We start from the raw sequence: 23,034 nt of genomic DNA, 5'->3' as shown, positions 1-23,034 counted from the left end.
GGCGCATTGGCTGCGTCAGTAACCTTAGGTAGTTGTAGTAAAGATAGCGGGAATCCGGGCGCAGTAGTCCCTCCAGAGGAAAAACCTACTGACAACAGATGGATTACATTGACCGCTGCACTAAAATTGACAAACGATGGTGACGGTAATGGTGGTACAATGGCCTACGCCATTTCACCTGAGCAAGCGATTGACCCTGCTTTTGAGCTCGATGTTTTTAATGGCAAAGGCTTGAAATTTGATTCACCTAGAACCTCGCGTATACAGGCATCTGCAGATGGAAAATTTTTATACGATATTCAATATACAGGAACTGATGGTGGTATTTTCCAGAAATACGCCGTAAATGGGGCAGAAAAATATGTAAAAAGTGGCAACGAAGTGAATGCAGCTGTTATTCTGGGCACCTCACCACGTTGGGTTAAATCAGCTGAAGGGATCGGTATTGGTGTGAGTGCAACAACACTGACATCTTTACAGGTACATTTCCGGCGGTAACTTTTGGCAATATCAAGTCTACAGCTACTGTGGCGTCTATCAATTTGGATAATCCAAGTATTTTAAACACGGCTTCATTTACTATTCCATTTACTGATGAGCAGTTGGCTCAAGGTTATTCGATCGGCCGTATCGATGTGCCGATCATCAACCAGGCAAAGAATAAAGTCTATATCGGCTGTAATATTTCGAAAGTCAATCCAAAGGGCACTCCTAGCCAAAATCAGGAGACGGGCGTAGTTTCCTGGCCAAGCGATGCTGCCAATATTGCGGGTACGGTCACTTTGGTTGTAGACTATCCTTCATTTAAAAATCCGAAATTGATCTGGTCTACACAAAGCAAATATGGTAATAATGGTTACCGTACCATGACCCAGTATATTGCTGAAGATGGCCATGTTTATCAATCCACTGGTGCGAACACAACGAGCTACCCACATATCTTGCGCATTGATAAAAATACCAATGACTATGACAACAGTTATGTATTCGATTTATCGAAAGCACTAGGTGTTAGTGGTCTTGCTGGAATCAAAGCATGGAAATACCTAGGTCAAGGTAAAGCATTTGTCCTATATGACATTGATAAAAAGGTGGTTATTTGGCGCTAATAGACCTCAATGCTAAAACAGCAACAAAAATTGCCACAGAATACGAGTCTAAATTAAACTTTGATCAACAGCAAAGTATAGCTCAGGTGGGCGACAATGTGTATGTTCCATTGACACCTATCAGCGAAGCCGGAAATGTATTTGTTTACAACTGGAAAACGGGTAAATTGACGAAAGGTGCTAAGCTATTGAATGGTACAGGACATCGTTATATCGGTGCTTATTAATACAATATATATTGTATAGGACCTCATTTAAATGGTCGCTCTGATTTTACAGAGCGACCATTTTTGTTGCGATCCAATTTTAACTAGAAATGATTTTATCTTTTAAGCGATAGCTGATTAAGGAAAATAACTGGCCATATCCCGCTGGTGTATACCAGCGTTTAATTCCTTTTTTAAAGAAATGGTCACAGCCCTGGAAAAATCACCCTTATAGTACAGATGGATCTGTTTTGCATGAAGGTCGGTAGCCATTGAATAGTTGGAAATGATGTCGCTTGGTTTTTTCTGAATTGTTTTTTCAAGAAGGAAAGCCATATCATTTAAATGGTACACCCAGTCTTGAGCAAGGTACTTCATTGCCGTATCTCTTCGCCAACAAGGTTCATAGTGATTATTATTCACAGTGTAATTCGTCAGCGCAAAGTTTCTACTTGTCTTTCGTATGCAATAGTTCGCATGGACAATGGCATAGTCTCCACCGGCATCAGCAATAAATAATTGCGCTCCGGTCAATCGCACGAGATTAAACGCTCCAATGTAACTTACAGCTTCCTGTACTGTTTTGCAGGTTTTGAGTACATCCGTGACAACCTCCTCGCTCCGGTCCTGTTTGTTGGGGTTCCGAATAGCTGCAATTTCATCTATTGCTGTGTAATCCATAAATAGGCCATGTTCGTTCATGCCGCCCTGCGGATTTTTGTACATTATTTTATTCAGTTTCTCCTCATCAGAAAGCTCTGTCCAGATCATATAACCATAGGTTTCTCTTTGCTGTGGGTAAAACCATAACCTATATTTAAGATCAGGCGACTCATCTTCGTTATTTCCGACCCAAATATGTCGACCATCATTGACCATAAATATGGTACATGCAGCACTTGTTAAGCAAGTTATAAGACACAAGACGATAAAAAGCTACAATAAAATTTTCGTTCCATCGGGTAATGATTTTTACAAATTTACCCTAAGACAGCGCATCTGCTGTTCGCGTTTATCCACCCGAACACATTCCATTGCTATTTAAGGTCTTTCAGTTTGATTGAGGGGGCTTATATTTTTTAACCAGTCGAGAATTTAGTATTTTTATTCTAAAATAGATCTTATAATATAGCTCCAATGAATGCTTTTCTTATGTGTTTTTCTGGCGGTGCATGTGTTCTCTTTAGCTTTATGCTTTTTTTTTCTATCCACATGCACAAAATGTAAAGGCTAACAGATGGCTTGCCCTATTTGTATTGCTGATGGGCAATTTGCTTTTAGAAGTTAGCCTTCGCGGATTTGCACTTCGATTTACTCGTTTCAGTATAGGGTTTAATGCTTTGCAATTTATGATGGCACCCAGTCTTTTGTTAAGCGCTCTTTACTTTGTAAAACCTACCAGAACTTTTGCAAAAAAAAGACTTTTTACATTTCTTGCCCGCCTTGGCTTTTGTAGCGGCTGCATTACTTCTAGTTGAAGGTGGTACTGATCTGATGATCAAGAAACTATTTCCTATAGGCTCGGCGGATTTTCTGGTACGTGACCTATTGCCTTTGCAGCTGGTGCTATATATCATCTGTACTTACCTTACATTGATTCGCTATAAAAAGGCGGCCAAAACTGCGACTACTTTTGGCGAAAGCTTGACCTGGCTTCACCATTTTTTACTGGTTCTGAGTTTGGTGCTGCTATTTTGGATCAACGATGCTTTGATAGGAATAAATTTTATGCTCGAAACTATGCCTGTCGTATATACAGGTGCTATCTTTTTATGGCTACTTTGTCTGGCCAGCAATATATTAGCCTGATATCCCAGAACACCGTTCCAACCGATATGATCGATGATCCACAGCCAAAACGGACGAAAAAGGAAGCACGAATAAGCCAGCCTATACTGGTCACTCTCGCAGCGGAACTAAATAAACAGATTGTTGAGCAACAGATTTATTTAGATAGTGAGTTGAGTCTTCCCATTTTGGCAGAGAAGCTTGGTATTAGTGTTCACGATGCTTCTTACCTAATCAATGAAGTCACTGGTTATAGTTTCTACAATTTCATCAATTGCCAACGTGTGGAACAGGCAAAAAAATTGCTGGTTTCTGGCGAGGCAGAAAGGCTAAATATGGTCGGAATAGCTTTTGCATCCGGTTTTAATTCAAAGACAGCATTCAATACCGCTTTTAAAAAATGGACTAATATGTCACCTATGCAGTATGTCAAAAGTTTGGACAAGCCATAAAGTATTTGGATCCAGAAAACACAATAAGACTATTTTAATATCCGCTGATGTAGATTTAAAAATCATTGAATACAGCGTCTTATAATCGACCTAAATTTTGCCTGGACATTTTTTACGATAACCTGTTTTTATTGAAACGTATTTTCAGGTCTAAGGCCCTTCAATTGTTTATTAATTATACGGATACTATCACGTAAAGCATTGTTTTGATCCTCAGATCCTCAATCTGTTGCTGGATGTTTTCATCTCTTATTTTTGACCTTCCTTCTGGTGATGAGGCACGACCGCAGGCTGCTAAGGAAAGCAAAATTATAATGGCAAGTTTTTTCATGTTTTTTAGCTGATAGTTGGCGGAGTCCTAAAAACTTACAAAGTAAATCTACTGCTGTAAGTTTTTGAACAGTTCCGCTACTTATAGGAAAATTAGAAAATATGAATCGAGCAATAGATAACGACCAAATCCTTACATTTAATAAAAAGTAGCGATGATGGATGAGAGACAGTTCTTAATACTTATTAATGAGCATCAAGGGATTATCCATAAAATATGTCGCTTATATCGCGATGTTCGCGAAGATCGGGAGGATCTTTTTCAGGAAATAACTTTTCAGCTCTGGAAATCCCATGATAGCTTTAAGAACAACTCGAAAATAAGCACCTGGATTTATCGCATTGCCCTGAATACTGCCATAGCTACATTCCGTAAAAAGAAACAAGATGTCGAATATCGTCCTACTTTGCCCGAAATGGCCGAAGAACAGCCGGATGAAGAACTTGCTTTACGCCAGGAGCGATTATTCAGCGCTTTAAAACAACTTGATGATGGAGACAAGGCGATCATTACCCTGTACCTTGAGGATTTGAGTTATCAACAGATCGCAGATATTATTGGCATAAGTGAAAATTATGTCGGTGTCAAACTCAATAGAATAAAAATCAAAATTCAGAACCTTCTAGCCTGTTAATTATGGAATTTAATGAACTAAAATCTACCTGAATACGGTGAAAACACCCGAAATTTCTCCAAGGGAAATCCAAAAGATGTTATCAGAGAATAGACATCCTGTTTTAAAAAACATTAGGAAGCAATTAACCATAGAAATCATAGGTTGGTGTATTTTCCTGACATGCTACTATACGATGTTTGACGGCGACAGAAAACCTGTCTGGATCAATATATTGCTTGTTTTCTCAATCTTGTTGCCCATCATCCATAACCTTATGGGCTATCGTTTTGCAAAATATCTTGTCCAGGGTAGCAATATCCAGGAATCGTTGAAAAATTACCTGGCAAAGGTCAAGCGTTATGCCGCAATCTCCATTATTTCAAAGCAGCTGTTTCTGATCGGGCTTCTACTTTTTTTTACCTATGGACTAAGCTTTAATACAAATAAGTCTATTTCGCTGGTTATTATAGGTTTGCTGTTTATCATTCAACTTCTGCTCACCTTTAGGATATGGGCAAAACGTTTGGCTGGCTTGGAAAAGTCAATCAACTTGCTGAATTGATTGGCCTCTCCTCTTGGCTTTTTCGTTAAGGTTGGTATAATAGGCGATTGTCGATTTATCCTGTTGTGGTCAAATTTGACCTTATTTATACATAGATGATCAATTATATTTTGTAACTTCACCCTAGCCAATCACTAAAGATTGGAAATTAAGCACAAGCATATCTCCCGCGCACAAAATCACATGTCCCAGTCCGTTAAATTCGACAATGTAAATACATTGTTTTCTAAAGCTTTAAAGCAAAAAATCAATCATTATTTTATAAATTCAGCAAAGCAAAAACGGGTAACCGAAGAATTTATTTGAAAGCTTCCATCCTATTGACGAGCTTTATCCTACTCTATATTCTTTTTGGTATTCGTGCCGCTTCATTGGAGCATTGCGATCCTATTATGCGCCATTTTCGGGGCCAACCTCGCTGCGATTGGTTTCAATATTATGCACGATGCGGGCCACAATTCGTTTTCGGACAACAAGCGATTGAATACCGTCCTATCCTATTCACTCAATCTCTTGGGTGGCAACATCTATTTCTGGAAACTCAAACACAATATCGCCCATCATACCTATACCAATATCGACGGTGAAGATCATGATATCGAGGTTAAATTCATGCGCATACATCATGATCAAAAATTAAAAAACATCACCGCTACCAGCGCTTTTACTTTCCGCTGTTATACGGTATCTCCTATCTCGCCTGGATTTTTATCAGGATTACGAAAAATACTTCCGCGGCCGTATGGGCAATGATACGGAGCGTTTTCATTTTCCGGTCAGGGAGCGTATTATTTTTTGGGTTAGTAAGCTCATCCATTTTACGTTATTTGTGGTTGTTCCCATTATATTTGTCGGCTGGCTGCCTACGCTTCTTGGTCTATTGATTGCCGGTGTAGTCTGTGGAATGAGCCTGGCAACTGTATTCCAATTGGCCCATGTGGTTTCGGGAACAGAATTCAAGACCATCGAGGCCTCACGCGTGGATGAAGAATGGATGATCCATCAGATTCAGTCAACAGCTAACTTCGCTACCAAGAGCAAAGTATTGACCTGGTTGCTTGGAGGCCTTAATTTTCAGGTCGAACATCACTTGTTTCCAAAGATTAGCCATGTACATTACCCAGCGCTCAATCGTATTGTGAAACAAACCTGTAAGGAGTATAAATTACAATATAACGAATTTAAAACATTCTGGGCGGCTTTCCGGTCGCATATCGGCGTCATCCATGCGATGTCAAGATAATCTGAAAGCAATGCTGATGTAGTTCCGCGAGGCAATAATTGTCCGGCGGAGCCGATCAATTAAGCCTCTTGTTATTTGTTAAAAAGTGCGTATGCAATAACTGATTATTTCATACTTTTGTGTGAACCCAATAATTAGCTAATTTTTCAGAAACAAGCGCTATGCAATTTAACTTCACCTTTGATTCCAGTCCTTTTAAGACATTGATCGCTTTTCATAAGATTATCAAATCTTTTGAGGAAACGGCATCGTCCGAAGTTGAATTCCAGGCTACTTATGCGAAATCTTTGCTGGAAGAGATCAAAAAATATCCGGCACTGGTCAACGGAATTGAAAAAACCGAGGATTTACACCAATATGAGCCTATTATCAAAGTCCTTTTAGCAGATCTGTTCCCCAGATCGTTGACTAAAAACGAAATAAAGGCCGTTACGATTCCCTTCTATCTGTATACCTTCAATCATAGCGAACGCTTAGACAATATCCTCCGTGATGCCGGCGATCATTACGATTTTAGCTACCGTGATATCGCTCCGGATACCTATTATATTCTGAATTGCTGTATGATCATCAGTCAGTACTATGGTATAAAAGTGGATGCCATGGATACACCGATATTCTTGGATATTCCGGATAAAAATAATATCATGCATCATTACCGGGTACTGTTCAATGCAGATTTTATGGATATTATTCCGACAGATCGTGCATTGGAGCTTTCCGAAGCGGACATTATTGAGCTGATTGACAATTTTTCAGATATCGCCCTATGGAAATCCAAATTCCCTGAGCAAAGCTGGATTCTGAAAGGCTTCGCCATTATGACCCTTTTGATGCGACGACGGAGAATGCCGTGTCAAGCTTCAAAAGTAATTTACTACGTGAAGACAAGGCGGCTCAGATGGAAGAAATTCAGGATATTTTCAGATCCATTTACAAAATAGACGATCTGCGGATCGGATTGACCTCCTTTGAAAAAGTCAGGAAGAGTTTAATTTGAGAATCGTTGAAAAACAGTTGTACAGCCATCTGCTTTACGATTCGACTATTGCCGAATGTCAGGAGATGCTCTGTAATGAAACGTTGGAAAATATGCTTAAAAAAGAAGAGCTGCTGGTTGTCCCGGACATCGATAAATTACCTACAGTAGACCCAAAAAAGCATTTTTATCAACAAACTCAAACAGCAGCATGTGAAGAGCTTTATCTTTGTCCCCTTGATACAGGATGACAAAGTACTCGTATATTGAGATGTCCTCCTCCAAGGTGCGCGCACTGAATTCGGTCAATGCCAATAAACTCGACGTTGTTTTACCTTTTATAAAAGACAAAGTATCCAAGGCATTTTCTGAAACAGAGAACCAGATTGAAGCGATCATCCAAAAGAATATACCTCGATTCATCCCAGTGTCAAATGGCGCTTTCAGGAAGAGGCAATCCATTACCTCAATGATAGAGCTTTTGGAAAGGATTATACCTTACAGGAGATCGTCTTTGAACATGTGTATCCGCTCTATGGCCAGATTGACGTACAGGGCTCTTCGGAATCCAGAAATCAAGCGATTAAGCAGGATCTGATCAATCAGGCAAAAGACCTGATCGCGCTTTTCACTGCGATAAACGAGCAGCATAGCTTGCCCCTGTTTGAGCAGAAGGTCTTTGACTTGGAGCGGAATCTGGAAACACTTGACCATTCACTTTCCACCGATACCGAACAGGTTATCCTGGATCATTTTAATCTGGATGTACATCCCATTCTGGACAACTTTCGGAAAAGCAATAAAACTAGCCCCATCGTTGCGGCTATTGATGCCTATTTCGATCGAATAAACCCAGCCCTGGGCGGATTTTATGAGGCACGTCAGGATTACGACAATTCGATCACCCTGATCAATAAAAAGCTGGTCACGATCCTCGACGAAAAGCAAGTCGAGGCACAGGACTATTTTCCGCATTATTACGAGCGCTATAAAACAGATGGCATCGAGCATAACCTTTATATCGGAGCTTCCATTGCGCCGGATAAAAACTTTGAACTCTATTATCTCAAAAATTTGCGCTTGTGGCAATTGCAGGTCATGTGCGAAATGGAAAGTCAGTTTAGAGTGCTGCAGCCAACACTACCGCACCAGTTGGAGGTGGCTTCGCTGATACTGGTCTTTGCAACACCGATTTCCATCCGTTTCAAAATGGATGAAAAACAGTTTGATGTCGACGGATCCTACAATGTACGTTATGAAATCGCGAAAAAACGTATTGACAAAGCGAAGATCAAAGGCTCGACAGAGCGTATTACCCAGAAAGGAAAATTGGTCATTGTCTATTCACATGTTCATGAAGAGACGGAGTACTTGGGGTACATCAACTTGCTTCAACACAAAGGTTTATTGAATGACGATATCGAAAAATTTGAAGTTGAGGATTTGCAGGGACTGATTGGTCTTAAGGCCATTCGCGTTGGATTTAAAGTGCAGGATAATAGATAAACGCGGTTATTTGTTATGAAACGTAGTTTTTATTTCAGTTCTTCAATCTCTTTCACAGTAAGCCCAGTGCCCTTAGCAATATACTCTTTAATTCCTGGTCATTTATTCTCCTATTTATTATGGCCAATAGCGTAGTGAGTACTACAACTGAAAAGGAGTTTTGATTAGCACGTAACTCGGACTCATTTTGATCCAGTATTTTGTAACTATTGAATGAGTAGCTAATTCAGTACCCACAAACTCTTGCAAATAGAAAGATGGCCTATAATCACAATTGTCATCTGCCAAAATCGCAATTGCTGTGATGGGAACTTGATACTTGTCGAATATCTTGTAAAAATAGCGGAACATACGTTCGGCCAGGTCTCCTTTTCCTTTTCGAGATTGAACTTCGATATGGCATAACACAAATTTTTCGCTTCCATCTTTAAGATAAACCTTGACAAGCTTGTCAACAAAACGTACTCCCTTTCCATTTGGTTCGGGTGGAAATAAACTTTCAAACTCTTTGTCAAGGTAATCAAACGGCCTAGATAGATCGAATATGTCATTTGCTTTAACAAAGAAAAAGCGTAGAAAATGTATAAAGGTCTGTTCTAAAATAGATTTCCAAAGCAGGTCATCCGTGCGATTTGAAAACTTTGTCATAACTCTGGTTATTAATTAGTTAACAAATATACGGATAGTAAATATAAAATGCTAATAATTTTAGTGTTGTGTATTTGTATTGAGACGCCTCATAGGTATGATTCCATGAGAGTGATATCCTTCGGTCTTGTTATTTCTTATGTACATTGATTTTTAATTCCAGTGAAAAGCTACAGGTACTTTTTGTAATCCACTGTTACATCGTTATTCACTTTTGGTCCAGCGGTGCTCCGGCCTGATCGATGATTCTATTGAGTTCTTTGGTCATTTTCTCCACCATTGATGGGTACTTTGCTTTCAAATTATTGTTTTCTGAAATATCTGCCGATAGGTTGTACAGCTGAACAGCGGGCATATTGAGCTGTTTGGCTTTGTTTTCATCGGGGCGCTCCAGCCACCGGATCCATAGGAAAGCGCCAGTTTCCAATTTGCGTGACGGATTGAAAAGTTTCCAGAAATAGAATGGAGTATCGTGTATTTACGCCGATAACCTTTTGCACCCTTAAATAGTGGCAATAGACTAAAACTATCTTCGCCTTCGTTGGCTGCCAATTTTGGTTGGTCAATGCAGCAGCGGTTGCCATAAAATCAGTCAGGGATATGGTGGCTTCACTTACTGCCCCGGCACGGATCATCGCGGGCCATTTGGCAATAAAGGGAACACGATGGCCGCCTTCATATATATCTGCTTTATTTCCCCGAAAAATATAGTTTGCCAAATGTCCTTTTTGTTTAAGCTGCTCTAAGTTGGCGGCTGGCGCAGCACCATTGTCGCTGGTGAAAATAATAAGCGTGTTTTGTGCCAGTCCAGCCTTTTCAACAGCCTGTACGAGCTGGCCGACCACAGCGTCGGTCATTAACACAAAATCACCATAAGGAGTAGTTCCAGTTTTTCCGATATAGTCAGCTGTAGGGAGAATGGGTGTATGAGGCGAAGGAAGTGCAAAATAGAGAAAAATGGCTTCTTACCCTTTTGTTGTTCACCGATATAGTCCACAGCCTTCTGCGTCAGATGCGGCAATACCTCGGCATGCTTGAAATCATTGCCAATAGGCCCTTCACGCCAGAATGCCGGGCCAGGGCTTGCTGCAATGCTATCTATTGCAGTAGCAGTAACCTTGTTGTTCTCGATGTATACGTAGGGTGGAATATCCAAGGAGGCTGTGATCCCATAAAAATAATCAAATCCGTGGGAGGTCGGTCCGTCTAGGATAGTTTTCATCAGATCAACATTACCTGTAGCATCTTTCTGCCAGCCAAGTCCCAGATGCCATTTCCCTATGACAGCAGTATGATAACCATTTTCTTTAACAATGAGGCTACGGTAGTGCGTTCCTTTGCAATAAGTGGTGGATCATAACTCCATAATACACCATCTTGCAGGAAGTCCGCCAGTTGTATCGTCCCGTGAGTATACTGTAACGCGACGGTGTGCAGACGGAAGATGAGGTATGTGCATCGGTAAATACCATCCCTGCAGCGGCCAGCTGATCCAAATGGATTGTTTTGATTTTAGAATTTTTGTTTAAGGAACTTAGATCGCCATAACCTAGGTCATCAGCCAGTATATAAATAATATTCGGTGTATTCTGGGCGAATAGTGATGTGCAAATCAATAGGGCCGCAATTGCGAGAAGGTTTTTCTTCATTTCTTGCTTTTAATCTTTATTTAATCGCTTTGAAATCAACTCAATTGTTGAAGTTTGTATAGGAAAGGAGTTGGACAGCTCTTTCCATTTATCCAATGCATTTTTGTTTGTTCGATGCTATCTTCTATCAATTGTTTGGATAGTTTTGCTCCCAGCCCGAGTTTTCGCAAATGGCTGATTGTGGGCTTGGTGCCTTCACCCATTACCATTGTACTCTGCTCGCCATTCGGCCCACTGGAAAATGTAAGGTCATAGGCGGGCGCAAGTTTCCATTCGCCATATTCGTCCATTAAAAAGCTGAAGTTCTTAGCGTGATCATCTCTATTGTGCGCCAATACGTTAAAGACGGCGAGGCGAAACATTTTTTCTATTTCTCGGACATCTTTTGTGAGTGCGCCCGTTAAATTGAGCAAATCTTCATAATCTAATGCTGGTGTTCTGAAATCACTATGCAATAATCCACTTGCGGTATGCATATGTAGGCGCCGATTACCATCCCTATCAAAACGTTTAACGGCAAAATATCCAGCTCCTTTTTGCGAAGGTAACAAATGTACCTCAGGCATTAAAATACCTGCTTCTTTCGCCATCAATGCATAAACATATTCAATGGCGCCAGCATCATGGCCATCTTGGCTGTTCGGGAATTTAACAAGCCAATGTTCAAACTCCATATCGAGCTGCTTGGCGCCATAGACGATATGCTGTCTCTTCCCATCAAGACCAATCAATGCTTTCGGGCGAGCCCCTGCGGATGAGCCGTTCAAGGCCAGTAACTCCTCAATTACATCTTCAGAAGTTCCTCTTAATACTTCCTGAGTTTGTTCTGCTAAAGCGTCAAGATCAATGAAATCATTAGCGTCGTCAGGACTATGATCAGGCTCATAAATCAAAGCTCCCATACCAAACCGTCCGACATGAGCCAAGCGATCCAGTGGCGAAAGATGAGCAGGCAATATGCCTTTTGATCTTGCTGAACGGTCGAAAAGCAATCGTCCCCATCCATCGGGTAGGCTATCGCTAAAGACTCCGGCCAAGCCTTCAAAAGGTTGGCGCGGAAGCGCGACAACGCCCGTTTGCAAAGGCAAGCGGAACGGTGAGATCTCCAAACCTTTCTGTAAGAACTCCATATCGTATTCATAATAGATAACCCCGTCTCGAATGGCTAAACGTCCTACGCGCTGGATTTCAGCTCCGAAATCCAATCCGACCTTAACTTCTACAGTTGGATAATTCATTGCTTACTTCCTCTTTTCCGTGATATTTGCGTTGTATCTTTCAAAACATCATCAATCGATGTAAAGTTCGGCTTTACTGGTTTTAGCTCATTAAGGATATCTTCTATCCCACCGACAACCATTAAAAGTTTCAAAAAGGACTCCAGTGAAATAACCCCTGTTTGTTCAAATTTTCGTAAAGTAGCCAAGGGAACCCCCGATCGTTTAGATAAACCAGCCTGTGTCAATTCCATGGAAAGACGCCTGTCCCGAACGTTGTTGGCTAATTTCTGCTGCGCTTTAGAGATAGATATAAGTGATATCATAATAGTACTTATTAGTAAATAATAGTAGTTACTAATATTATTGTAGTACAAATATAATAAAATATGTTGATGAAATAAATACCTAAGCGGGCGATATGCTATTGATTTACCTAAATATTGGATAATAGGACAAATGGAGGGATTTATAGGTACTTATATGCCGAAAATGGTCACAATTCGGGTGAAGTTACTTATTCCCGTTTTTTCAATGACAATCAATATCTTTTTAAAGGGCCTGAAGAGATGAAAAATGAATATGACGTCGTGGCCTGGTACAATATTAAATACGTATTCGTTAAAGAAATAGCCTATTAGAATAGGCTCTTCAACTGATTTTTATAGGTCCGGCCCAGTGGCAGCTTCTCCCCGTCCTTCAAATGTACATAAGCCATATCGTATGAGGTAATATGGACACCCAGGACAATATAGGATTTATGAATACGGATAAAACCGAGGTCACGGTATTTTTCTTCAAAGTTTGACATGCGATCAAGGATCATATATTTTTTAAAAGGCGTAACAAGCACTATATACTCGCCACATCCCTGCACCCATCGGACATCCGCCAGCAAGATCTTGTTCATGATATAATCCGATTTAAACATGATGTATTCTTCCTTTTTCTTTTTTTCCATCGAATCACGGAATTGTAGGAAATCCTTTGCTTTTAAAATCGCTTTGTTAAAGCCTGCAAAATCCACCGGTTTGACCAGGTAATGGATCACATCCAATTCGAAGGCCTTTACAGCATATTGGGTTTCCATTGTCAGAAAGATACACAGGGGCTTATACGGTAAGTTCAATAAGAGATCAATACCATTGATAAAAGGCATATTGATATCCAGGATAACGAGATCTACGGGGTTCTTTGTGAGATAGTCTAACGCGTCCTTTGGGTGCTGAAATAGCGCTACGAGCTCCACATCCGCTATTTGACTGCAGTAGTGCTCAATAAGCTCCAATGCCGGGTATTCGTCATCAACCCCTACTATGCTCAATTTTGCCATAAATATTCAATTTGTAAGCTAGTCTGGTAGCTATTGTCTTCACGTAGACCAGTCCTAAAAGTAAATTTCTCCGGATAGTATTTTTCCAGTAGCGAAAGAATTGCTGTATTCCCTAACCCACTATCCGTTAGGTTATCCGACAAATTCTTGTGTTCAGCCACGGAGTTCTCGACCTCAAACAAAAACTCACGCTCTCCTATGGTATACCTGATTGTGATGAAGCTGTCAGCCTCTATACCAAGAGCACTGTGCTTGAGCGCATTTTCAAATATGGTCAGGAAAATTGCTGGTGGAATCTCAATAAGCTCCAGCGCTTCCTCCTGCCGCAGGTCAAAGCGGATGTTAAGCTGATTATTGTAGCGGAGCTGATACAGGTCGATCAGGGAGACAATCGATGCAAATTCCCGGGCGATGCTTATCTTGGTTTTATTGGTATCATAGATCACATATTGTAGCAGCTTACTGAGCTGTAGTATAGATGCTGAGGTGTTTTCAGCTGAACGAATGCTTCCCGAATAAATATTGTTCAGGATATTGAATAAGAAGTGCGGGTTTAATTTGGATTTAAGCAGATCCAGGTGCAACTTTTCTTTTTCCTCACCGAGATCTTCGTAATCCTTTTCGATCAGAAATTTATCTTTTGTGATCCCCAAAAATGATGCAACCAGGATAACAATACCCTGTACAATATATACATTGAACAGAAAGGTTGTATTGGAAAGGTTGTGATCAAAACGAACGTCGAAGACTGCCGGTTCCAACAAAATCCGAAAGAGGCTTGATACCAAAAAACAGATCAGCGAATAGAGAATAAATTTGGGGTATTTATTGGCGAGATAAAATTGTGGAACAAGATAAAAATAGACCAGATAATAGATCCCTACATTGAAAAGAAAGACGACCAGCACCCCCAGATCAATTCCGGCATATCCAGAAAGTAATTTTCTGTAAAGATCGTCAGCAACAAAAACACCGATAGGAAAAAGATATGTTGCAGTTTCACCAAAAGCCCCAATGCGACTGCATCAGTTTTCGAGAATCCTGGAATTCAGCAAGATTCTAAAAACCAATAATAAAAAGACAATATTTACAACCAACAGCATTGTTTATCCTGGATTTCGACTCAATCAAATATAAGATCTTTTGGGAGGTCAAACTGCAGTTTACTGATAAAAACTGTCGTTGATTGAAAAATAAAATTATCAAATCCGCTTATAAATATATTTGGGTGAAAGGGATACCAATATAAACTTACATGAGCATCAAGATATTTTTTATGTCCATCATTTTGCTGGCCTTTAGTCCGCTGGCGTATGCGCAGCGCAGTGATACCTATAATATGTGGTTTCAATACCTGTTATCCGCCAAACTGACGGACAAGAGTACCCTTACGGCCCTGTCGCAATATCGTTCCTTTGATTTGGCTTATGACACGCGCCTGTTTTTGGTCTCGGCTTACGTGGATTATGAGGTTGCTGATGATGTTAGACCTGCATTGGGTGCGATGTTTCTCACCTTGAATTCCTATAAAGCAGACGGTGGAAAAAGAACACGCTACGAAAAAGACCCTTTCAGCAAGTCAGTTTAGGCGGAAATATCGGGCGCACGTCGGTTTCGCACCGTTTTCGGGTTGAAGAACGTTTTATCAACAACCCCAATGAGTTTGTGCTCCGCCTACGTTACCTGATTTCATTGCGGATCCCTTTTAACAAAGCTGGCCAACCCGAACAATACTATGGCATTCTTAAGAATGAGATCCGGATGAATGCCAAAAAGATGAACCCTTTGACAGCAATCGCCTGACGGCAGGCTTCGGCCGGAAACTGGGTAAAAATGCCGCTGTCGAAATTGCCTGGATCAATCAGGTAGAGACGGGCAGACCCAGCAACTATGCCTATGTCGGCTACAGAAACAATTTCGATTGGAGAAAAAATAAATAATAACATAAACATTCTTAGCTATGCTTACATTCCTCGGTTTTTTGATGATCGTCATTTTTATGCTCTTGATTATGCTGAAGAAAATGACACCGATTACCGCCTTAGTCATTATTCCGGTCTCGGTAGCACTACTTGCGGGCTTTGGGTCCGATCTTGGTGAAATGATGAAAAATGGTGTAAAGGAAATCGCGTTGACCGGTGTCATGCTGCTATTTGCCATTCTATATTTTAGCTTAATGATAGATACGGGGCTTTTTGAACCGCTGGTTAATATCATATTAAAGGCGGTTGGGGATAATCCCGTCAAAACCACCCTTGGTACAGCGATATTAACTACCCTGGTTTCGCTCGATGGCGACGGCTCCTCCACCTATATTATTGTGGTTGCGGCCATGTTGCCCTTATACAAAAACAGGGCATCAACCCATTGGTGCTTACCTGCATAGTGATGCTTTCTGGTGGTATTATGAATATCCTTCCCTGGGGCGGCCCTACCGCTCGAGTAATGAGTTCGCTCAAACTTGGGCATACCGAAATCTTTGTTCCTATGATTCCTATTATGGCGATAGGCATTTGCTGGGTGTTAGTTGTGGCCTATATTTTAGGCGTAAAGGAAAAGGGGCGCATTGCCAAACAAGGTAAATTCAAGAAATACACAAGCACAGGCATCGCCGGCGATCTGGATCCGACGCTACTTCGGCCCAAATTAATCTGGATCAACCTCCTGCTTACCCTTATCCTGCTCGTGGTTATGATTCTGGATATCGCCCCGTTGGGCATCGCCTTTATGGTGGCATTCTGTATCGCTTCAGTCATCAACTATCCTAAATTAAAAGATCAGCAAAAATAATGGCAAAACATGCCGGCAATGCGTTATCGGTTGCGGGCATGATCTTTGGAGCCGGTATTTTCACAGGGATCCTCAATGGCACAGGAATTATGCAGGCCATGGGCAATAGTATGATTGGCATTGTTCCAAAAGGCTGGGGCATGCACCTGAGTATTATAACCGCGATTTTCAGCGTGCCGCTCACCTTTTTCTGACGAATGATGCCTATTATTTTGGTATTCTGCCTATTGTCGCCGCAACAGGTCATAAACTGGGAATCCCAGCTGATATACTGGGGCGTGCTAGTCTTGTCGGTCAGGCCTCTCACCTGCTGAGCCCGCTGGTTCCTTCCACCTATTTATTGGTGTCACTCGCGGGTGTAGATTATGCAGACCATCTCCGGTACACGTTAAAATGGGCCATAGGATCCTCGCTTGTTATGTTATTGGCTGCCGTCATGCTGGGCACTATTTAACCCTACAATCTGAGATAATTTCATTATATTTCACTAGTAAAATAAAGACTTAGATAGCGCGATTTTCAGATGAACCTCTTTTATGCAAGGCAAACTTTTACTGGCCCCTACCTCAAAAATCTAACATTATACGTGTTTTTAGCATTGATTGCCGGTGTTGCCATGGGGTATTTTGCACCAGAGGTAAGCCGCGCACTTGGTGGTGTAAGCCGTTACTTTTTCATGATCCTGGAGATGCTTATCCTTCCCGTTATTTTTATGGCGGTGACCCATGGTATCTGTCAACTCGCAGACCTCAGCAATGCGCGTCGGATTGTATGGCAGGTGCTGCTTTATTTTATAACAATCAGTACGATCGCCATTGCATTGGGTTTTTTCTTTGGCTTTATTATTCAGCCTGGTGCTGACACCGGGATTCGTCTTGCAGCAGGCAGTCCCTCACTGCCCGATCAATTTGAATTGGATGATCAGCAATTACATACCTTTTTATACGTCAACAGGCACGGTATCTTTCTCAGTTTTTCCATTATCGTGGGAATACTGATGAATTTTTCAAAAGAAGAACCCGCTTTCTGAACGTACTCGACCAGGGACAGCAGCTGTTTTATACCTTTATTAAATACCTCTATTTTATTTTGCCCTTGATTATCCTCTGTAATATCGCTTATGGGGTAGCGGTGTATGGTGTAGATACTTTATTGCCGCTGAGCAAGGTTGTGGCCACCGTATACCTGGCAGATATTGTATTTATCGTGGTTGTACTCGGTTGATCTCCTATGTGTTGAAATTTGATCTGCTCCGCTTTTTGGTCAACATCAAAGAGGAAATCCTGCTTGTGATCACGACTTCTTCGTCAAAAGCCGCATTTCCGCTTATTTTTGAGAAATTGGAATCCGAAGGCTATAGCCGTAAAATCTTACGGTTTGTGATTCCCTTGGGCTATAATTTTAATCTTGCTGGCGCATGCATCTACCTCGCTGTGGCCTGCTGTTTTCTAGTGCAGTTTTACCAGATTCCACTGGATTTTGGCGACTATCTGTTGTTGTTTGTTATTATCACTTTTACGTCCAAGACCGCTTCGGGCGTGCCCGGTTCCGGATTTCTGGCACTTATATTCACACTCAATAAATTCGGGAAGATTCCATTAACAGATATTGCCCTACTCTATAGCGTGGACCGTTTTATGAATGAAGCCCGGTCGGTCACCAACTTTATTAGTATTGCCGTTGCCGGAGCGAGTATCTCCAAGATAGCCCAGCGCCGCCAGTAAAGTTGTTTTCATAAAAGGAGTGATGGCGCGCCCGCCAATCACTCCCAACTAAACCACCACCAAATAAACATATATTAAATAAACGCAGTCTTTTTAGGTTTCTACTCAAAGGCGTTTAATTCCCAAAACCGCCAGCATATTGTCCATAAGCTGTCAGTGTAAAGCGGAAATAACGCGCTTGCACCGGCGCATAGAAACTGATATTCCGAAGTTGGGGATTAGCCGCTGTACCTGCAGGCATACTGCCCGTATAAGAGCCTTGTACGGTCCAGTTGACCCCATCATTGCTGCTGGCCACACGCATCGCTGTAGGCGCCGAAATATACGTTGAACCAAAGTAATCCCAATATCGTGGCGTAAAGGTAAATCCGCTTATATTTTTGGTTTTGCATATCCACCGTAAAGGTAACCGCTGGCGCTGTGCCAAAGGCCAATGCCGAATGCCAGCCGGTCGCCGCATTGTTATCAAACACCAATGCCGGTGCCCCGGAGCATAGTCGTTGTCCGTGGAACTGGCTGTTGCCGTCCAGGCCGTCCGGTCTACCCGATTGCCCACAGGTGCGGGATTGGCTGGATTGATATTCTGCAATTGTACATCCACTGAAAGGTAAGCAAGACCTAGGGTTTCATGCGGTGCTACTGGCCCTTCGTCTGCAATACCCAGAGGCAACAGATAACTACGGCCCGGCACAAAACTCGTGGTATTGCGCAGTGCCAACGCAAATGGTGTTGCAGCATTGAGGCTTCCGCTGGCAATGGAAACGCTGGCCGGACTGAAAGCAAAGCTGTTCGCCGGAAAAGCCACATAATTTGTTTGGTTGGCCTGATTATATCCCGCCAGCAGATCCTGCCGATCCCGTAGCGCCACAATCAGTGCCTGACCAAAGGCTGTATTTACGCCCGCTGTCAGATTTAAATTACCGCTGATTACATCACCAGTGGGTGTACGGTTGATCACAATCGGTATGACACGGTTGCTGGGCGCGCCATTGAGCTGTGTGGTGATCTGGTTAAATCGTACCCGCAAATACATGACCTGCCTGTTGCTGCTCAAAGGAAGACCGGAATTTGTACTGGCCAGGCGTATTGGCACCACATACTGCTTGCTGAAGTCCAGATTGCTCGTTTGTCCCAATGTGATGTGCAATGAGTCAACGGAACGTTCCTGCCCGGCAGGAATACGGACCTGACCGGTGTTTGTTAACACAAAAGCATCAGCAGGAAAAGCCGGAGACTGCGTCTTATTTGCCAGATCATATGCGGAAAGCAGTGAGGTGTCTATGGCTGCTGTGACCTGTACTTCCCGGTCAAAGGCCCGTGTCAATAATACCGGAAAAGCTGTCCCCGCTCCCGCGAGCACATTGCTGCGCGCCGTGACATAGCTGGCGTCAGCAGTATTATAGGTAGCACCGGCAGGCATATAAATAATCAAGTCCTCTGGTGTACTCATATTATCCTTACTGCAACTGACTATTGCGCAGACCAGGATTATCCAGCCTATACTGCGTACAATTGAGGTACGCAGTTTATTTAAATATCTTTTCATACGATCTCTTATCTATCGTTAATAATTATTTATTGTCTAAACGCCTACTCGCAACGTACATTGGGCACCCATTGAATTGTGCTGGCAGCAACCGCATCGCGGTTGTGGCCACTGATATCACGTACGGTCCTTCCCTCCGCTGCATTAAATTTCCAGTAGCCAATTAGCCCCGCACTGGCCGGGTCTATACCACATTTTCCATTGCTAACCTCAGCCTGCGTCAATGCTCTGGACCAAATACGCGCTTCACTAATAGCACCATTTAATCCGCGACCCCGGGCCGAACGCCCAAAGTGAAAACCGTCCTCCCACATATTTGTCAGATCCACGGTTCGACTCGCCGTTGTCGTCGCCAGAAGTACCCCATCGACATAAACTTTGAGTTGGCTGCCGTCATAAACTGCCGCAATATGGTACCAAGTTCCGGTGTTAAACGTAAAATTCACATTTGTGGAAGTTGGGCCCCCGATACCTGTAGCTGATTGGGCTGGACAGTCACATCTCCAAAACGCAACAGGAAGGTTTCCTCGATGCCCATAATGCTGCTGATAAAGGGTGAGCCCGCCTGAAAACGATTGACCATGATCCGCGTCTCCATCGTAATAGCTGGCATAGCCTTTAATGCATCATTATTCTGTGAGAAATCCACTTTAAAATAATTACCGTTAAGTGATGCTGCCGTAGTAATTGTCACCTGATTGATAATCAGGTAAAGTGTTCTGGAAGATTCTATTAGTGGTATTCCGGATACATTACGAACCGTAACCGGCATCATATAGGCTTTGCCGACCTCAAAAAGCTCGGTTCCATTCACTCGGAGGCTGACTGCATCGGACACGGTCATGCCGGGTTGTATCTGTACTTCATTGGCAGACAGTGCATAAGATCCCTGTGGAAGCGCCTGATAGGCTGTGCCAAAACGCTGATTGTAGGCTGCAATTAATGTGGTATCTACCGCTATTTGCGCTGTCACCGCCCGTGCAGTGGGCTGTGTGGCTGTGACCGTGAAAGCCTGTGCTCCACCGGTATTATCTACCGTCAGCCTTGCTGTGTTATTGACTTCCGCTAAGGTTAAATAAACACTGTTTGTATTGACTTCATCGCTTTTACAGGCAAACAATAGACTGCCCATTAAAAACTGAATAGCCAACTATATATTCTTTTTTCATGATATTACCTCCTTCAATTAACGTACTGCGGGATTCATAATCTGTATGGCCTGTCGGGTCCATTTATAATCTGGATTATTCGGATATTCATATTCGGTATGGTAGCTTCCAATGCCGCCCTTAGGCCCTTCTGTCGGATTCCAATACGCAAAGCCCAGCAGCGAGGGGATCGTGCCCAGTCGTGGATCGGTAAAATTTACACCGCCATCCCGCCACCAATTTTCAAAATTTTCACAGGGCACAAATTTATGTGGCGGGCACTCACCAAGTCCATAGTTCAGCAGTCTGCCCTGGAGAACCGAGGGTGAACTCGAACCATAGGCCTGTTGCATAAAATAATTGTAATAGGGTGCCACACCGGGATGACTGTATCCATCAATAATCAGTAGCTTGTCGGTCCCCGATGCCGGGCCAAGATATTTTCCTAAGGCCTGAAACAGCCGCAATACATGTGGGTTGTTGCCATTTACGGCATAACGGTTTCCAAAAAGGAATTGACTTCTGCAAGTTCCCCAGGTTCATAATCTAGGTCAAATCCGTCAATATTATATAAAGCAATTGTATCGGCAATGGCTTTTGCGACATTATCTATCGCTTGCATGACATTTGTTTCAACCAATTCAGGATCATTCTGCCGCATAATCCGTTCCACGCCACTGCCAAAACTTGTGATGACAAATCGTGTTCCTTTTTGTTGCCGTATCCGTTGCATGGTCTCAAAATTGTGTGAGCCAATGGGTGGCATCCCACCCCAAAATGCAACGATGTCTACACTGTCGGGAATCTGGTCTATTACACTGACCGTCTCCGGGCTCCCCGGCGTCCCAAGTCCACCCCACCAGCCGAAGTAGATCTGATGGTCGCTGCGCTTGTATGCCCGTAAGTTTTCGTAATATTCATCACTTCCGACAGGAACCAGTTTTGTGACCGGCTCCGGCACCGGGATATTCTGCTTTTCGCAGGCAGCAAGCAAAGCAGTCCCGGCAAAAGACAAGTATATAGCAGATTTTTAATTGTTTTCATTGTGTTTTCAATTTTTGTTTACACCTCTATTCCGGACAGCGGATCCCGGTGACCCACAGCGGGGTCCCATTGACTGTTCCCGTATGTCCATGCCCCGTCGCGTCAGCGATCGTATTCCCTTGGCCAGCATCAAACTTCCAGTAGCCATATAAGCCATCCGATTGCGGATTTACAGCACACATATTATTCAAAAGCTGAATGCCCGTGCGCGCCTGCGTCCAGAAACGCAATTCCTGTACTTGAATGGGGTTGCCATTGGCGCCAAAAAACATCTGGTTGAGATTAAAAGTACTTCCCGGAGGTGCTACTGTAGCAGCATCTTCGACACCGTTGACATAAATGCGAAAGCTGTTGGCCTGCCCGTCAAATACATAAGCAATATGGTACCATTGATTGACCGAAAAACGAGTCCGGGATGCCGGTTGTACACCTTTATATTTGATCTGCAGCTGATCGGGTGATATCACGACATCACCAAAACGGGAATAGATCTCATCCGGATAAGCTGCAAAGAGTGTCATATTATTGCGGAATGGTCCGCTTGTCACGCGTACCCGCATTTCTACGGTAAAAGCGTTCAGGTTACTAATCGGATCCGGAATGGCAAAACTGACACCATTGGCCTGCGACAAGTCCAGGGCTGGATTCACCAGCACTTGCTGGATCTGTGCATAAAGCACTTTGGAACTCTCCAGAATCGGAAAGTCATTAGAAGAAACACTTGCTACTTCAATAGGGACCAAATATTGTGTACCGACTTCAACGGCTCCCGCCAATGGGAGTATCTCAATCTGTATTGCGTCTGATACACTTGAGCCACGACGGATAGCTGCCTGAGTAGCACTCAACCGTATAAGCTGGGCGGGCAATGCCTTGAAATCTGTGCCGTTCTGTGCATTATAGCTGTCCACCAGCGCCGGATTGATACGAAAAATGACATCCAAGTCCTGATTGACGACCGCGGAGGCACTTGCCGTTACAGACAAGGAACCACCGGTATTATCCACGGACAATCCCACAAAAGGGTTAACCTGTGCACGGGTGATGTATATTCCACGCTGCTCCACAGCTGATTTCCGGCATCCTGCCAGCAAGCAACAGAGCAAGCCAAACAGGACGAAAGGAATCTTTTTATCCAATATT

At 42.7% G+C, this 23,034-nt stretch carries 37 protein-coding genes and 1 pseudogene; 20 read left to right on the top strand and 18 right to left on the bottom strand.

Features of this window, described 5'->3' with window-relative positions:
- Window positions 1-6 precede the first annotated feature (6 nt).
- From KUH03_RS43420 to KUH03_RS43410, 3 genes are read left to right on the top strand one after another with little or no spacing between them, the layout of a single operon-like run.
- Entirely contained in the window at window positions 7-498 is a 492-nt protein-coding gene (locus KUH03_RS43420; RefSeq protein WP_257090761.1) for a hypothetical protein, read from the top strand.
- A 29-nt stretch (window positions 499-527) separates the two neighbouring features.
- Entirely contained in the window at window positions 528-1,109 is a 582-nt protein-coding gene (locus KUH03_RS43415) for a hypothetical protein (protein WP_257090760.1), read from the top strand.
- Window positions 1,100-1,336 carry a hypothetical protein gene (locus KUH03_RS43410; RefSeq protein ID WP_257090759.1) on the top strand — a complete coding sequence of 79 codons (237 nt, stop codon included), beginning with the start codon at window positions 1,100-1,102 and terminating at the stop codon, window positions 1,334-1,336. Before KUH03_RS43415 ends, KUH03_RS43410 begins: the two co-directional genes overlap by 10 nt.
- Window positions 1,337-1,453: 117 nt before the next feature.
- Here the strand turns inward: KUH03_RS43410 and KUH03_RS43405 are convergent, their stop codons facing one another.
- Window positions 1,454-2,194 (bottom strand): carcinine hydrolase/isopenicillin-N N-acyltransferase family protein, encoded by a 741-nt coding sequence (locus KUH03_RS43405; protein WP_257090758.1) that lies wholly within the window; start codon window positions 2,192-2,194, stop codon window positions 1,454-1,456.
- Between the two features lie 528 nt (window positions 2,195-2,722).
- Between KUH03_RS43405 and KUH03_RS43400 the strand changes: the two genes are divergently transcribed.
- Window positions 2,723-3,124, top strand: coding sequence for a hypothetical protein (locus tag KUH03_RS43400; RefSeq protein WP_257090757.1), 402 nt, complete (start codon window positions 2,723-2,725; stop codon window positions 3,122-3,124).
- Window positions 3,125-3,150: 26 nt separating this feature from the next.
- Window positions 3,151-3,555 (top strand): AraC family transcriptional regulator, encoded by a 405-nt coding sequence (locus KUH03_RS43395; RefSeq protein ID WP_257090756.1) that lies wholly within the window; start codon window positions 3,151-3,153, stop codon window positions 3,553-3,555.
- Between the two features lie 175 nt (window positions 3,556-3,730).
- Here the strand turns inward: KUH03_RS43395 and KUH03_RS43390 are convergent, their stop codons facing one another.
- Complete coding sequence (locus tag KUH03_RS43390) at window positions 3,731-3,886, bottom strand: hypothetical protein (protein WP_257090755.1); 156 nt, start codon at window positions 3,884-3,886, stop codon at window positions 3,731-3,733.
- Between the two features lie 154 nt (window positions 3,887-4,040).
- Between KUH03_RS43390 and KUH03_RS43385 the strand changes: the two genes are divergently transcribed.
- The 5 genes from KUH03_RS43385 (at window position 4,041) to KUH03_RS43365 (ending at window position 7,251) form a co-directional block, all read left to right on the top strand.
- Window positions 4,041-4,520 (top strand): RNA polymerase sigma factor, encoded by a 480-nt coding sequence (locus KUH03_RS43385; RefSeq protein WP_306429347.1) that lies wholly within the window; start codon window positions 4,041-4,043, stop codon window positions 4,518-4,520.
- Window positions 4,521-4,557: 37 nt separating this feature from the next.
- On the top strand, window positions 4,558-5,064 hold the full coding sequence (locus tag KUH03_RS43380) for a hypothetical protein (RefSeq protein WP_257090754.1): 507 nt from the start codon (window positions 4,558-4,560) through the stop codon (window positions 5,062-5,064).
- A gap of 360 nt (window positions 5,065-5,424) precedes the next feature.
- The gene (locus tag KUH03_RS43375; protein WP_257097889.1) at window positions 5,425-5,817 is read left to right on the top strand and encodes a fatty acid desaturase; all 393 of its coding nucleotides are present in this window, start codon (window positions 5,425-5,427) and stop codon (window positions 5,815-5,817) included.
- Window positions 5,807-6,307, top strand: a complete 501-nt coding sequence (locus KUH03_RS43370; RefSeq protein WP_257090753.1) for a fatty acid desaturase — start codon at window positions 5,807-5,809, stop codon at window positions 6,305-6,307. The genes KUH03_RS43375 and KUH03_RS43370 overlap by 11 nt, the downstream gene beginning before the upstream one ends.
- Before the next feature lie 161 nt (window positions 6,308-6,468).
- Complete coding sequence (locus KUH03_RS43365; RefSeq protein ID WP_257090752.1) at window positions 6,469-7,251, top strand: hypothetical protein; 783 nt, start codon at window positions 6,469-6,471, stop codon at window positions 7,249-7,251.
- Between the two features lie 197 nt (window positions 7,252-7,448).
- Here the strand turns inward: KUH03_RS43365 and KUH03_RS43360 are convergent, their stop codons facing one another.
- Entirely contained in the window at window positions 7,449-7,748 is a 300-nt protein-coding gene (locus KUH03_RS43360; protein WP_257090751.1) for a hypothetical protein, read from the bottom strand.
- Between the two features lie 60 nt (window positions 7,749-7,808).
- On the opposite strand from KUH03_RS43360, the gene KUH03_RS43355 reads away from it, so the two are divergent.
- On the top strand, window positions 7,809-8,792 hold the full coding sequence (locus tag KUH03_RS43355) for a hypothetical protein (RefSeq protein WP_257090750.1): 984 nt from the start codon (window positions 7,809-7,811) through the stop codon (window positions 8,790-8,792).
- Window positions 8,793-8,933: 141 nt separating this feature from the next.
- On the opposite strand, the gene KUH03_RS43350 is transcribed toward KUH03_RS43355, so the two are convergent.
- The 7 genes from KUH03_RS43350 to KUH03_RS43320 form a co-directional block, all read right to left on the bottom strand.
- Window positions 8,934-9,440, bottom strand: coding sequence for a hypothetical protein (locus KUH03_RS43350; RefSeq protein ID WP_257090749.1), 507 nt, complete (start codon window positions 9,438-9,440; stop codon window positions 8,934-8,936).
- Between the two features lie 208 nt (window positions 9,441-9,648).
- Complete coding sequence (locus KUH03_RS43345) at window positions 9,649-9,795, bottom strand: hypothetical protein (RefSeq protein ID WP_257090748.1); 147 nt, start codon at window positions 9,793-9,795, stop codon at window positions 9,649-9,651.
- A 22-nt stretch (window positions 9,796-9,817) separates the two neighbouring features.
- Entirely contained in the window at window positions 9,818-10,339 is a 522-nt protein-coding gene (locus KUH03_RS43340) for a sulfatase-like hydrolase/transferase (protein WP_257097887.1), read from the bottom strand.
- A complete protein-coding gene (locus KUH03_RS43335) occupies window positions 10,297-10,707 on the bottom strand; it encodes a hypothetical protein (RefSeq protein ID WP_257097886.1) in 411 nt (136 codons plus the stop codon). Before KUH03_RS43335 ends, KUH03_RS43340 begins: the two co-directional genes overlap by 43 nt.
- A gap of 52 nt (window positions 10,708-10,759) precedes the next feature.
- On the bottom strand, window positions 10,760-11,089 hold the full coding sequence (locus KUH03_RS43330) for a sulfatase-like hydrolase/transferase (RefSeq protein WP_257090747.1): 330 nt from the start codon (window positions 11,087-11,089) through the stop codon (window positions 10,760-10,762).
- Window positions 11,090-11,124: 35 nt separating this feature from the next.
- Window positions 11,125-12,327 carry a type II toxin-antitoxin system HipA family toxin gene (locus tag KUH03_RS43325; protein ID WP_257090746.1) on the bottom strand — a complete coding sequence of 401 codons (1,203 nt, stop codon included), beginning with the start codon at window positions 12,325-12,327 and terminating at the stop codon, window positions 11,125-11,127.
- Complete coding sequence (locus tag KUH03_RS43320) at window positions 12,324-12,632, bottom strand: helix-turn-helix transcriptional regulator (protein WP_257090745.1); 309 nt, start codon at window positions 12,630-12,632, stop codon at window positions 12,324-12,326. The genes KUH03_RS43325 and KUH03_RS43320 overlap by 4 nt, the downstream gene beginning before the upstream one ends.
- 117 nt (window positions 12,633-12,749) lie before the next feature.
- Between KUH03_RS43320 and KUH03_RS43315 the strand changes: the two genes are divergently transcribed.
- Window positions 12,750-12,947, top strand: coding sequence for a hypothetical protein (locus KUH03_RS43315; RefSeq protein ID WP_257090744.1), 198 nt, complete (start codon window positions 12,750-12,752; stop codon window positions 12,945-12,947).
- Here KUH03_RS43315 and KUH03_RS43310 read toward each other — a convergent pair.
- Together KUH03_RS43310 and KUH03_RS43305 are read right to left on the bottom strand one after the other, a co-directional pair.
- Window positions 12,944-13,639 carry a LytTR family DNA-binding domain-containing protein gene (locus tag KUH03_RS43310; RefSeq protein WP_257090743.1) on the bottom strand — a complete coding sequence of 232 codons (696 nt, stop codon included), beginning with the start codon at window positions 13,637-13,639 and terminating at the stop codon, window positions 12,944-12,946. The genes KUH03_RS43315 and KUH03_RS43310 overlap by 4 nt on opposite strands.
- Window positions 13,627-14,547, bottom strand: coding sequence for a sensor histidine kinase (locus KUH03_RS43305; RefSeq protein ID WP_257090742.1), 921 nt, complete (start codon window positions 14,545-14,547; stop codon window positions 13,627-13,629). Before KUH03_RS43305 ends, KUH03_RS43310 begins: the two co-directional genes overlap by 13 nt.
- A gap of 368 nt (window positions 14,548-14,915) precedes the next feature.
- On the opposite strand from KUH03_RS43305, the gene KUH03_RS43300 reads away from it, so the two are divergent.
- From KUH03_RS43300 to KUH03_RS43265, 8 genes are all read left to right on the top strand, one after another.
- A complete protein-coding gene (locus KUH03_RS43300; RefSeq protein ID WP_257090741.1) occupies window positions 14,916-15,227 on the top strand; it encodes a DUF2490 domain-containing protein in 312 nt (103 codons plus the stop codon).
- 8 nt (window positions 15,228-15,235) lie between these two features.
- Window positions 15,236-15,442: a DUF2490 domain-containing protein gene (locus KUH03_RS43295; RefSeq protein ID WP_257097884.1), complete on the top strand. Its 207-nt coding sequence runs from the start codon at window positions 15,236-15,238 to the stop codon at window positions 15,440-15,442.
- A 157-nt stretch (window positions 15,443-15,599) separates the two neighbouring features.
- Window positions 15,600-16,025: an SLC13 family permease gene (locus KUH03_RS43290; RefSeq protein ID WP_257090740.1), complete on the top strand. Its 426-nt coding sequence runs from the start codon at window positions 15,600-15,602 to the stop codon at window positions 16,023-16,025.
- Window positions 16,010-16,429 (top strand): SLC13 family permease, encoded by a 420-nt coding sequence (locus KUH03_RS43285; RefSeq protein WP_257090739.1) that lies wholly within the window; start codon window positions 16,010-16,012, stop codon window positions 16,427-16,429. Before KUH03_RS43290 ends, KUH03_RS43285 begins: the two co-directional genes overlap by 16 nt.
- A complete protein-coding gene (locus KUH03_RS43280) occupies window positions 16,429-16,623 on the top strand; it encodes a hypothetical protein (RefSeq protein ID WP_257090738.1) in 195 nt (64 codons plus the stop codon). The genes KUH03_RS43285 and KUH03_RS43280 overlap by 1 nt, the downstream gene beginning before the upstream one ends.
- A 329-nt stretch (window positions 16,624-16,952) precedes the next feature.
- The gene (locus tag KUH03_RS43275) at window positions 16,953-17,459 is read left to right on the top strand and encodes a cation:dicarboxylate symporter family transporter (RefSeq protein WP_257090737.1); all 507 of its coding nucleotides are present in this window, start codon (window positions 16,953-16,955) and stop codon (window positions 17,457-17,459) included.
- Window positions 17,357-17,653 carry a cation:dicarboxylate symporter family transporter gene (locus KUH03_RS47605; RefSeq protein ID WP_306429899.1) on the top strand — a complete coding sequence of 99 codons (297 nt, stop codon included), beginning with the start codon at window positions 17,357-17,359 and terminating at the stop codon, window positions 17,651-17,653. The genes KUH03_RS43275 and KUH03_RS47605 overlap by 103 nt, the downstream gene beginning before the upstream one ends.
- Window positions 17,650-18,153 (top strand): cation:dicarboxylate symporter family transporter, encoded by a 504-nt coding sequence (locus KUH03_RS43265; protein WP_257090736.1) that lies wholly within the window; start codon window positions 17,650-17,652, stop codon window positions 18,151-18,153. The genes KUH03_RS47605 and KUH03_RS43265 overlap by 4 nt, the downstream gene beginning before the upstream one ends.
- A 115-nt stretch (window positions 18,154-18,268) precedes the next feature.
- On the opposite strand, the gene KUH03_RS43260 is transcribed toward KUH03_RS43265, so the two are convergent.
- The 6 genes and pseudogenes from KUH03_RS43260 to KUH03_RS43235 form a co-directional block, all read right to left on the bottom strand.
- A complete protein-coding gene (locus tag KUH03_RS43260; protein ID WP_257090735.1) occupies window positions 18,269-19,699 on the bottom strand; it encodes a BT_3987 domain-containing protein in 1,431 nt (476 codons plus the stop codon).
- A 44-nt stretch (window positions 19,700-19,743) separates the two neighbouring features.
- Window positions 19,744-20,145: a LamG domain-containing protein gene (locus tag KUH03_RS43255; RefSeq protein WP_257090734.1), complete on the bottom strand. Its 402-nt coding sequence runs from the start codon at window positions 20,143-20,145 to the stop codon at window positions 19,744-19,746.
- A complete protein-coding gene (locus KUH03_RS43250; protein WP_257090733.1) occupies window positions 20,142-20,849 on the bottom strand; it encodes a DUF1735 domain-containing protein in 708 nt (235 codons plus the stop codon). The genes KUH03_RS43255 and KUH03_RS43250 overlap by 4 nt, the downstream gene beginning before the upstream one ends.
- A 36-nt stretch (window positions 20,850-20,885) precedes the next feature.
- A pseudogene (locus KUH03_RS43245) lies at window positions 20,886-21,320 on the bottom strand (glycoside hydrolase family 18); the annotation flags it as partial.
- A gap of 14 nt (window positions 21,321-21,334) precedes the next feature.
- Window positions 21,335-21,841 carry a glycoside hydrolase family 18 gene (locus tag KUH03_RS43240; protein ID WP_257090732.1) on the bottom strand — a complete coding sequence of 169 codons (507 nt, stop codon included), beginning with the start codon at window positions 21,839-21,841 and terminating at the stop codon, window positions 21,335-21,337.
- A 76-nt stretch (window positions 21,842-21,917) separates the two neighbouring features.
- Window positions 21,918-23,030: a DUF1735 and LamG domain-containing protein gene (locus KUH03_RS43235; protein ID WP_257090731.1), complete on the bottom strand. Its 1,113-nt coding sequence runs from the start codon at window positions 23,028-23,030 to the stop codon at window positions 21,918-21,920.
- Between the last annotated feature and the right edge of the window lie 4 nt (window positions 23,031-23,034).

The sequence above is a fragment of the Sphingobacterium sp. E70 genome (genome assembly GCF_019285695.1).
In the GTDB taxonomy this organism is placed as follows: domain Bacteria; phylum Bacteroidota; class Bacteroidia; order Sphingobacteriales; family Sphingobacteriaceae; genus Sphingobacterium; species Sphingobacterium detergens.
Note: the sequence above shows the minus strand (reverse complement) of the source record. Positions and strands in the feature narration are given on the sequence as shown.

Coding starts and splice junctions, on each gene's coding strand:
- KUH03_RS43365 (WP_257090752.1), top strand. CDS start 6,469: ATGCAATTTAACTTCACCTTTGATTCCAGTCCTTTTAAGACATTGATC.
- KUH03_RS43390 (WP_257090755.1), bottom strand. CDS start 3,886: ATGAAAAAACTTGCCATTATAATTTTGCTTTCCTTAGCAGCCTGCGGT.
- KUH03_RS43360 (WP_257090751.1), bottom strand. CDS start 7,748: ATGGATTGCCTCTTCCTGAAAGCGCCATTTGACACTGGGATGAATCGA.
- KUH03_RS43320 (WP_257090745.1), bottom strand. CDS start 12,632: ATGATATCACTTATATCTATCTCTAAAGCGCAGCAGAAATTAGCCAAC.
- KUH03_RS43330 (WP_257090747.1), bottom strand. CDS start 11,089: ATGAAGAAAAACCTTCTCGCAATTGCGGCCCTATTGATTTGCACATCA.
- KUH03_RS43310 (WP_257090743.1), bottom strand. CDS start 13,639: ATGGCAAAATTGAGCATAGTAGGGGTTGATGACGAATACCCGGCATTG.
- KUH03_RS43290 (WP_257090740.1), top strand. CDS start 15,600: ATGCTTACATTCCTCGGTTTTTTGATGATCGTCATTTTTATGCTCTTG.
- KUH03_RS43325 (WP_257090746.1), bottom strand. CDS start 12,327: ATGAATTATCCAACTGTAGAAGTTAAGGTCGGATTGGATTTCGGAGCT.
- KUH03_RS43405 (WP_257090758.1), bottom strand. CDS start 2,194: ATGGTCAATGATGGTCGACATATTTGGGTCGGAAATAACGAAGATGAG.
- KUH03_RS43350 (WP_257090749.1), bottom strand. CDS start 9,440: ATGACAAAGTTTTCAAATCGCACGGATGACCTGCTTTGGAAATCTATT.
- KUH03_RS43345 (WP_257090748.1), bottom strand. CDS start 9,795: ATGCCCGCTGTTCAGCTGTACAACCTATCGGCAGATATTTCAGAAAAC.
- KUH03_RS43280 (WP_257090738.1), top strand. CDS start 16,429: ATGGCAAAACATGCCGGCAATGCGTTATCGGTTGCGGGCATGATCTTT.
- KUH03_RS43275 (WP_257090737.1), top strand. CDS start 16,953: ATGAACCTCTTTTATGCAAGGCAAACTTTTACTGGCCCCTACCTCAAA.
- KUH03_RS43260 (WP_257090735.1), bottom strand. CDS start 19,699: ATGAAAAGATATTTAAATAAACTGCGTACCTCAATTGTACGCAGTATA.
- KUH03_RS43370 (WP_257090753.1), top strand. CDS start 5,807: ATGGGCAATGATACGGAGCGTTTTCATTTTCCGGTCAGGGAGCGTATT.
- KUH03_RS43385 (WP_306429347.1), top strand. CDS start 4,041: ATGATGGATGAGAGACAGTTCTTAATACTTATTAATGAGCATCAAGGG.
- KUH03_RS43300 (WP_257090741.1), top strand. CDS start 14,916: ATGTCCATCATTTTGCTGGCCTTTAGTCCGCTGGCGTATGCGCAGCGC.
- KUH03_RS43395 (WP_257090756.1), top strand. CDS start 3,151: ATGATCGATGATCCACAGCCAAAACGGACGAAAAAGGAAGCACGAATA.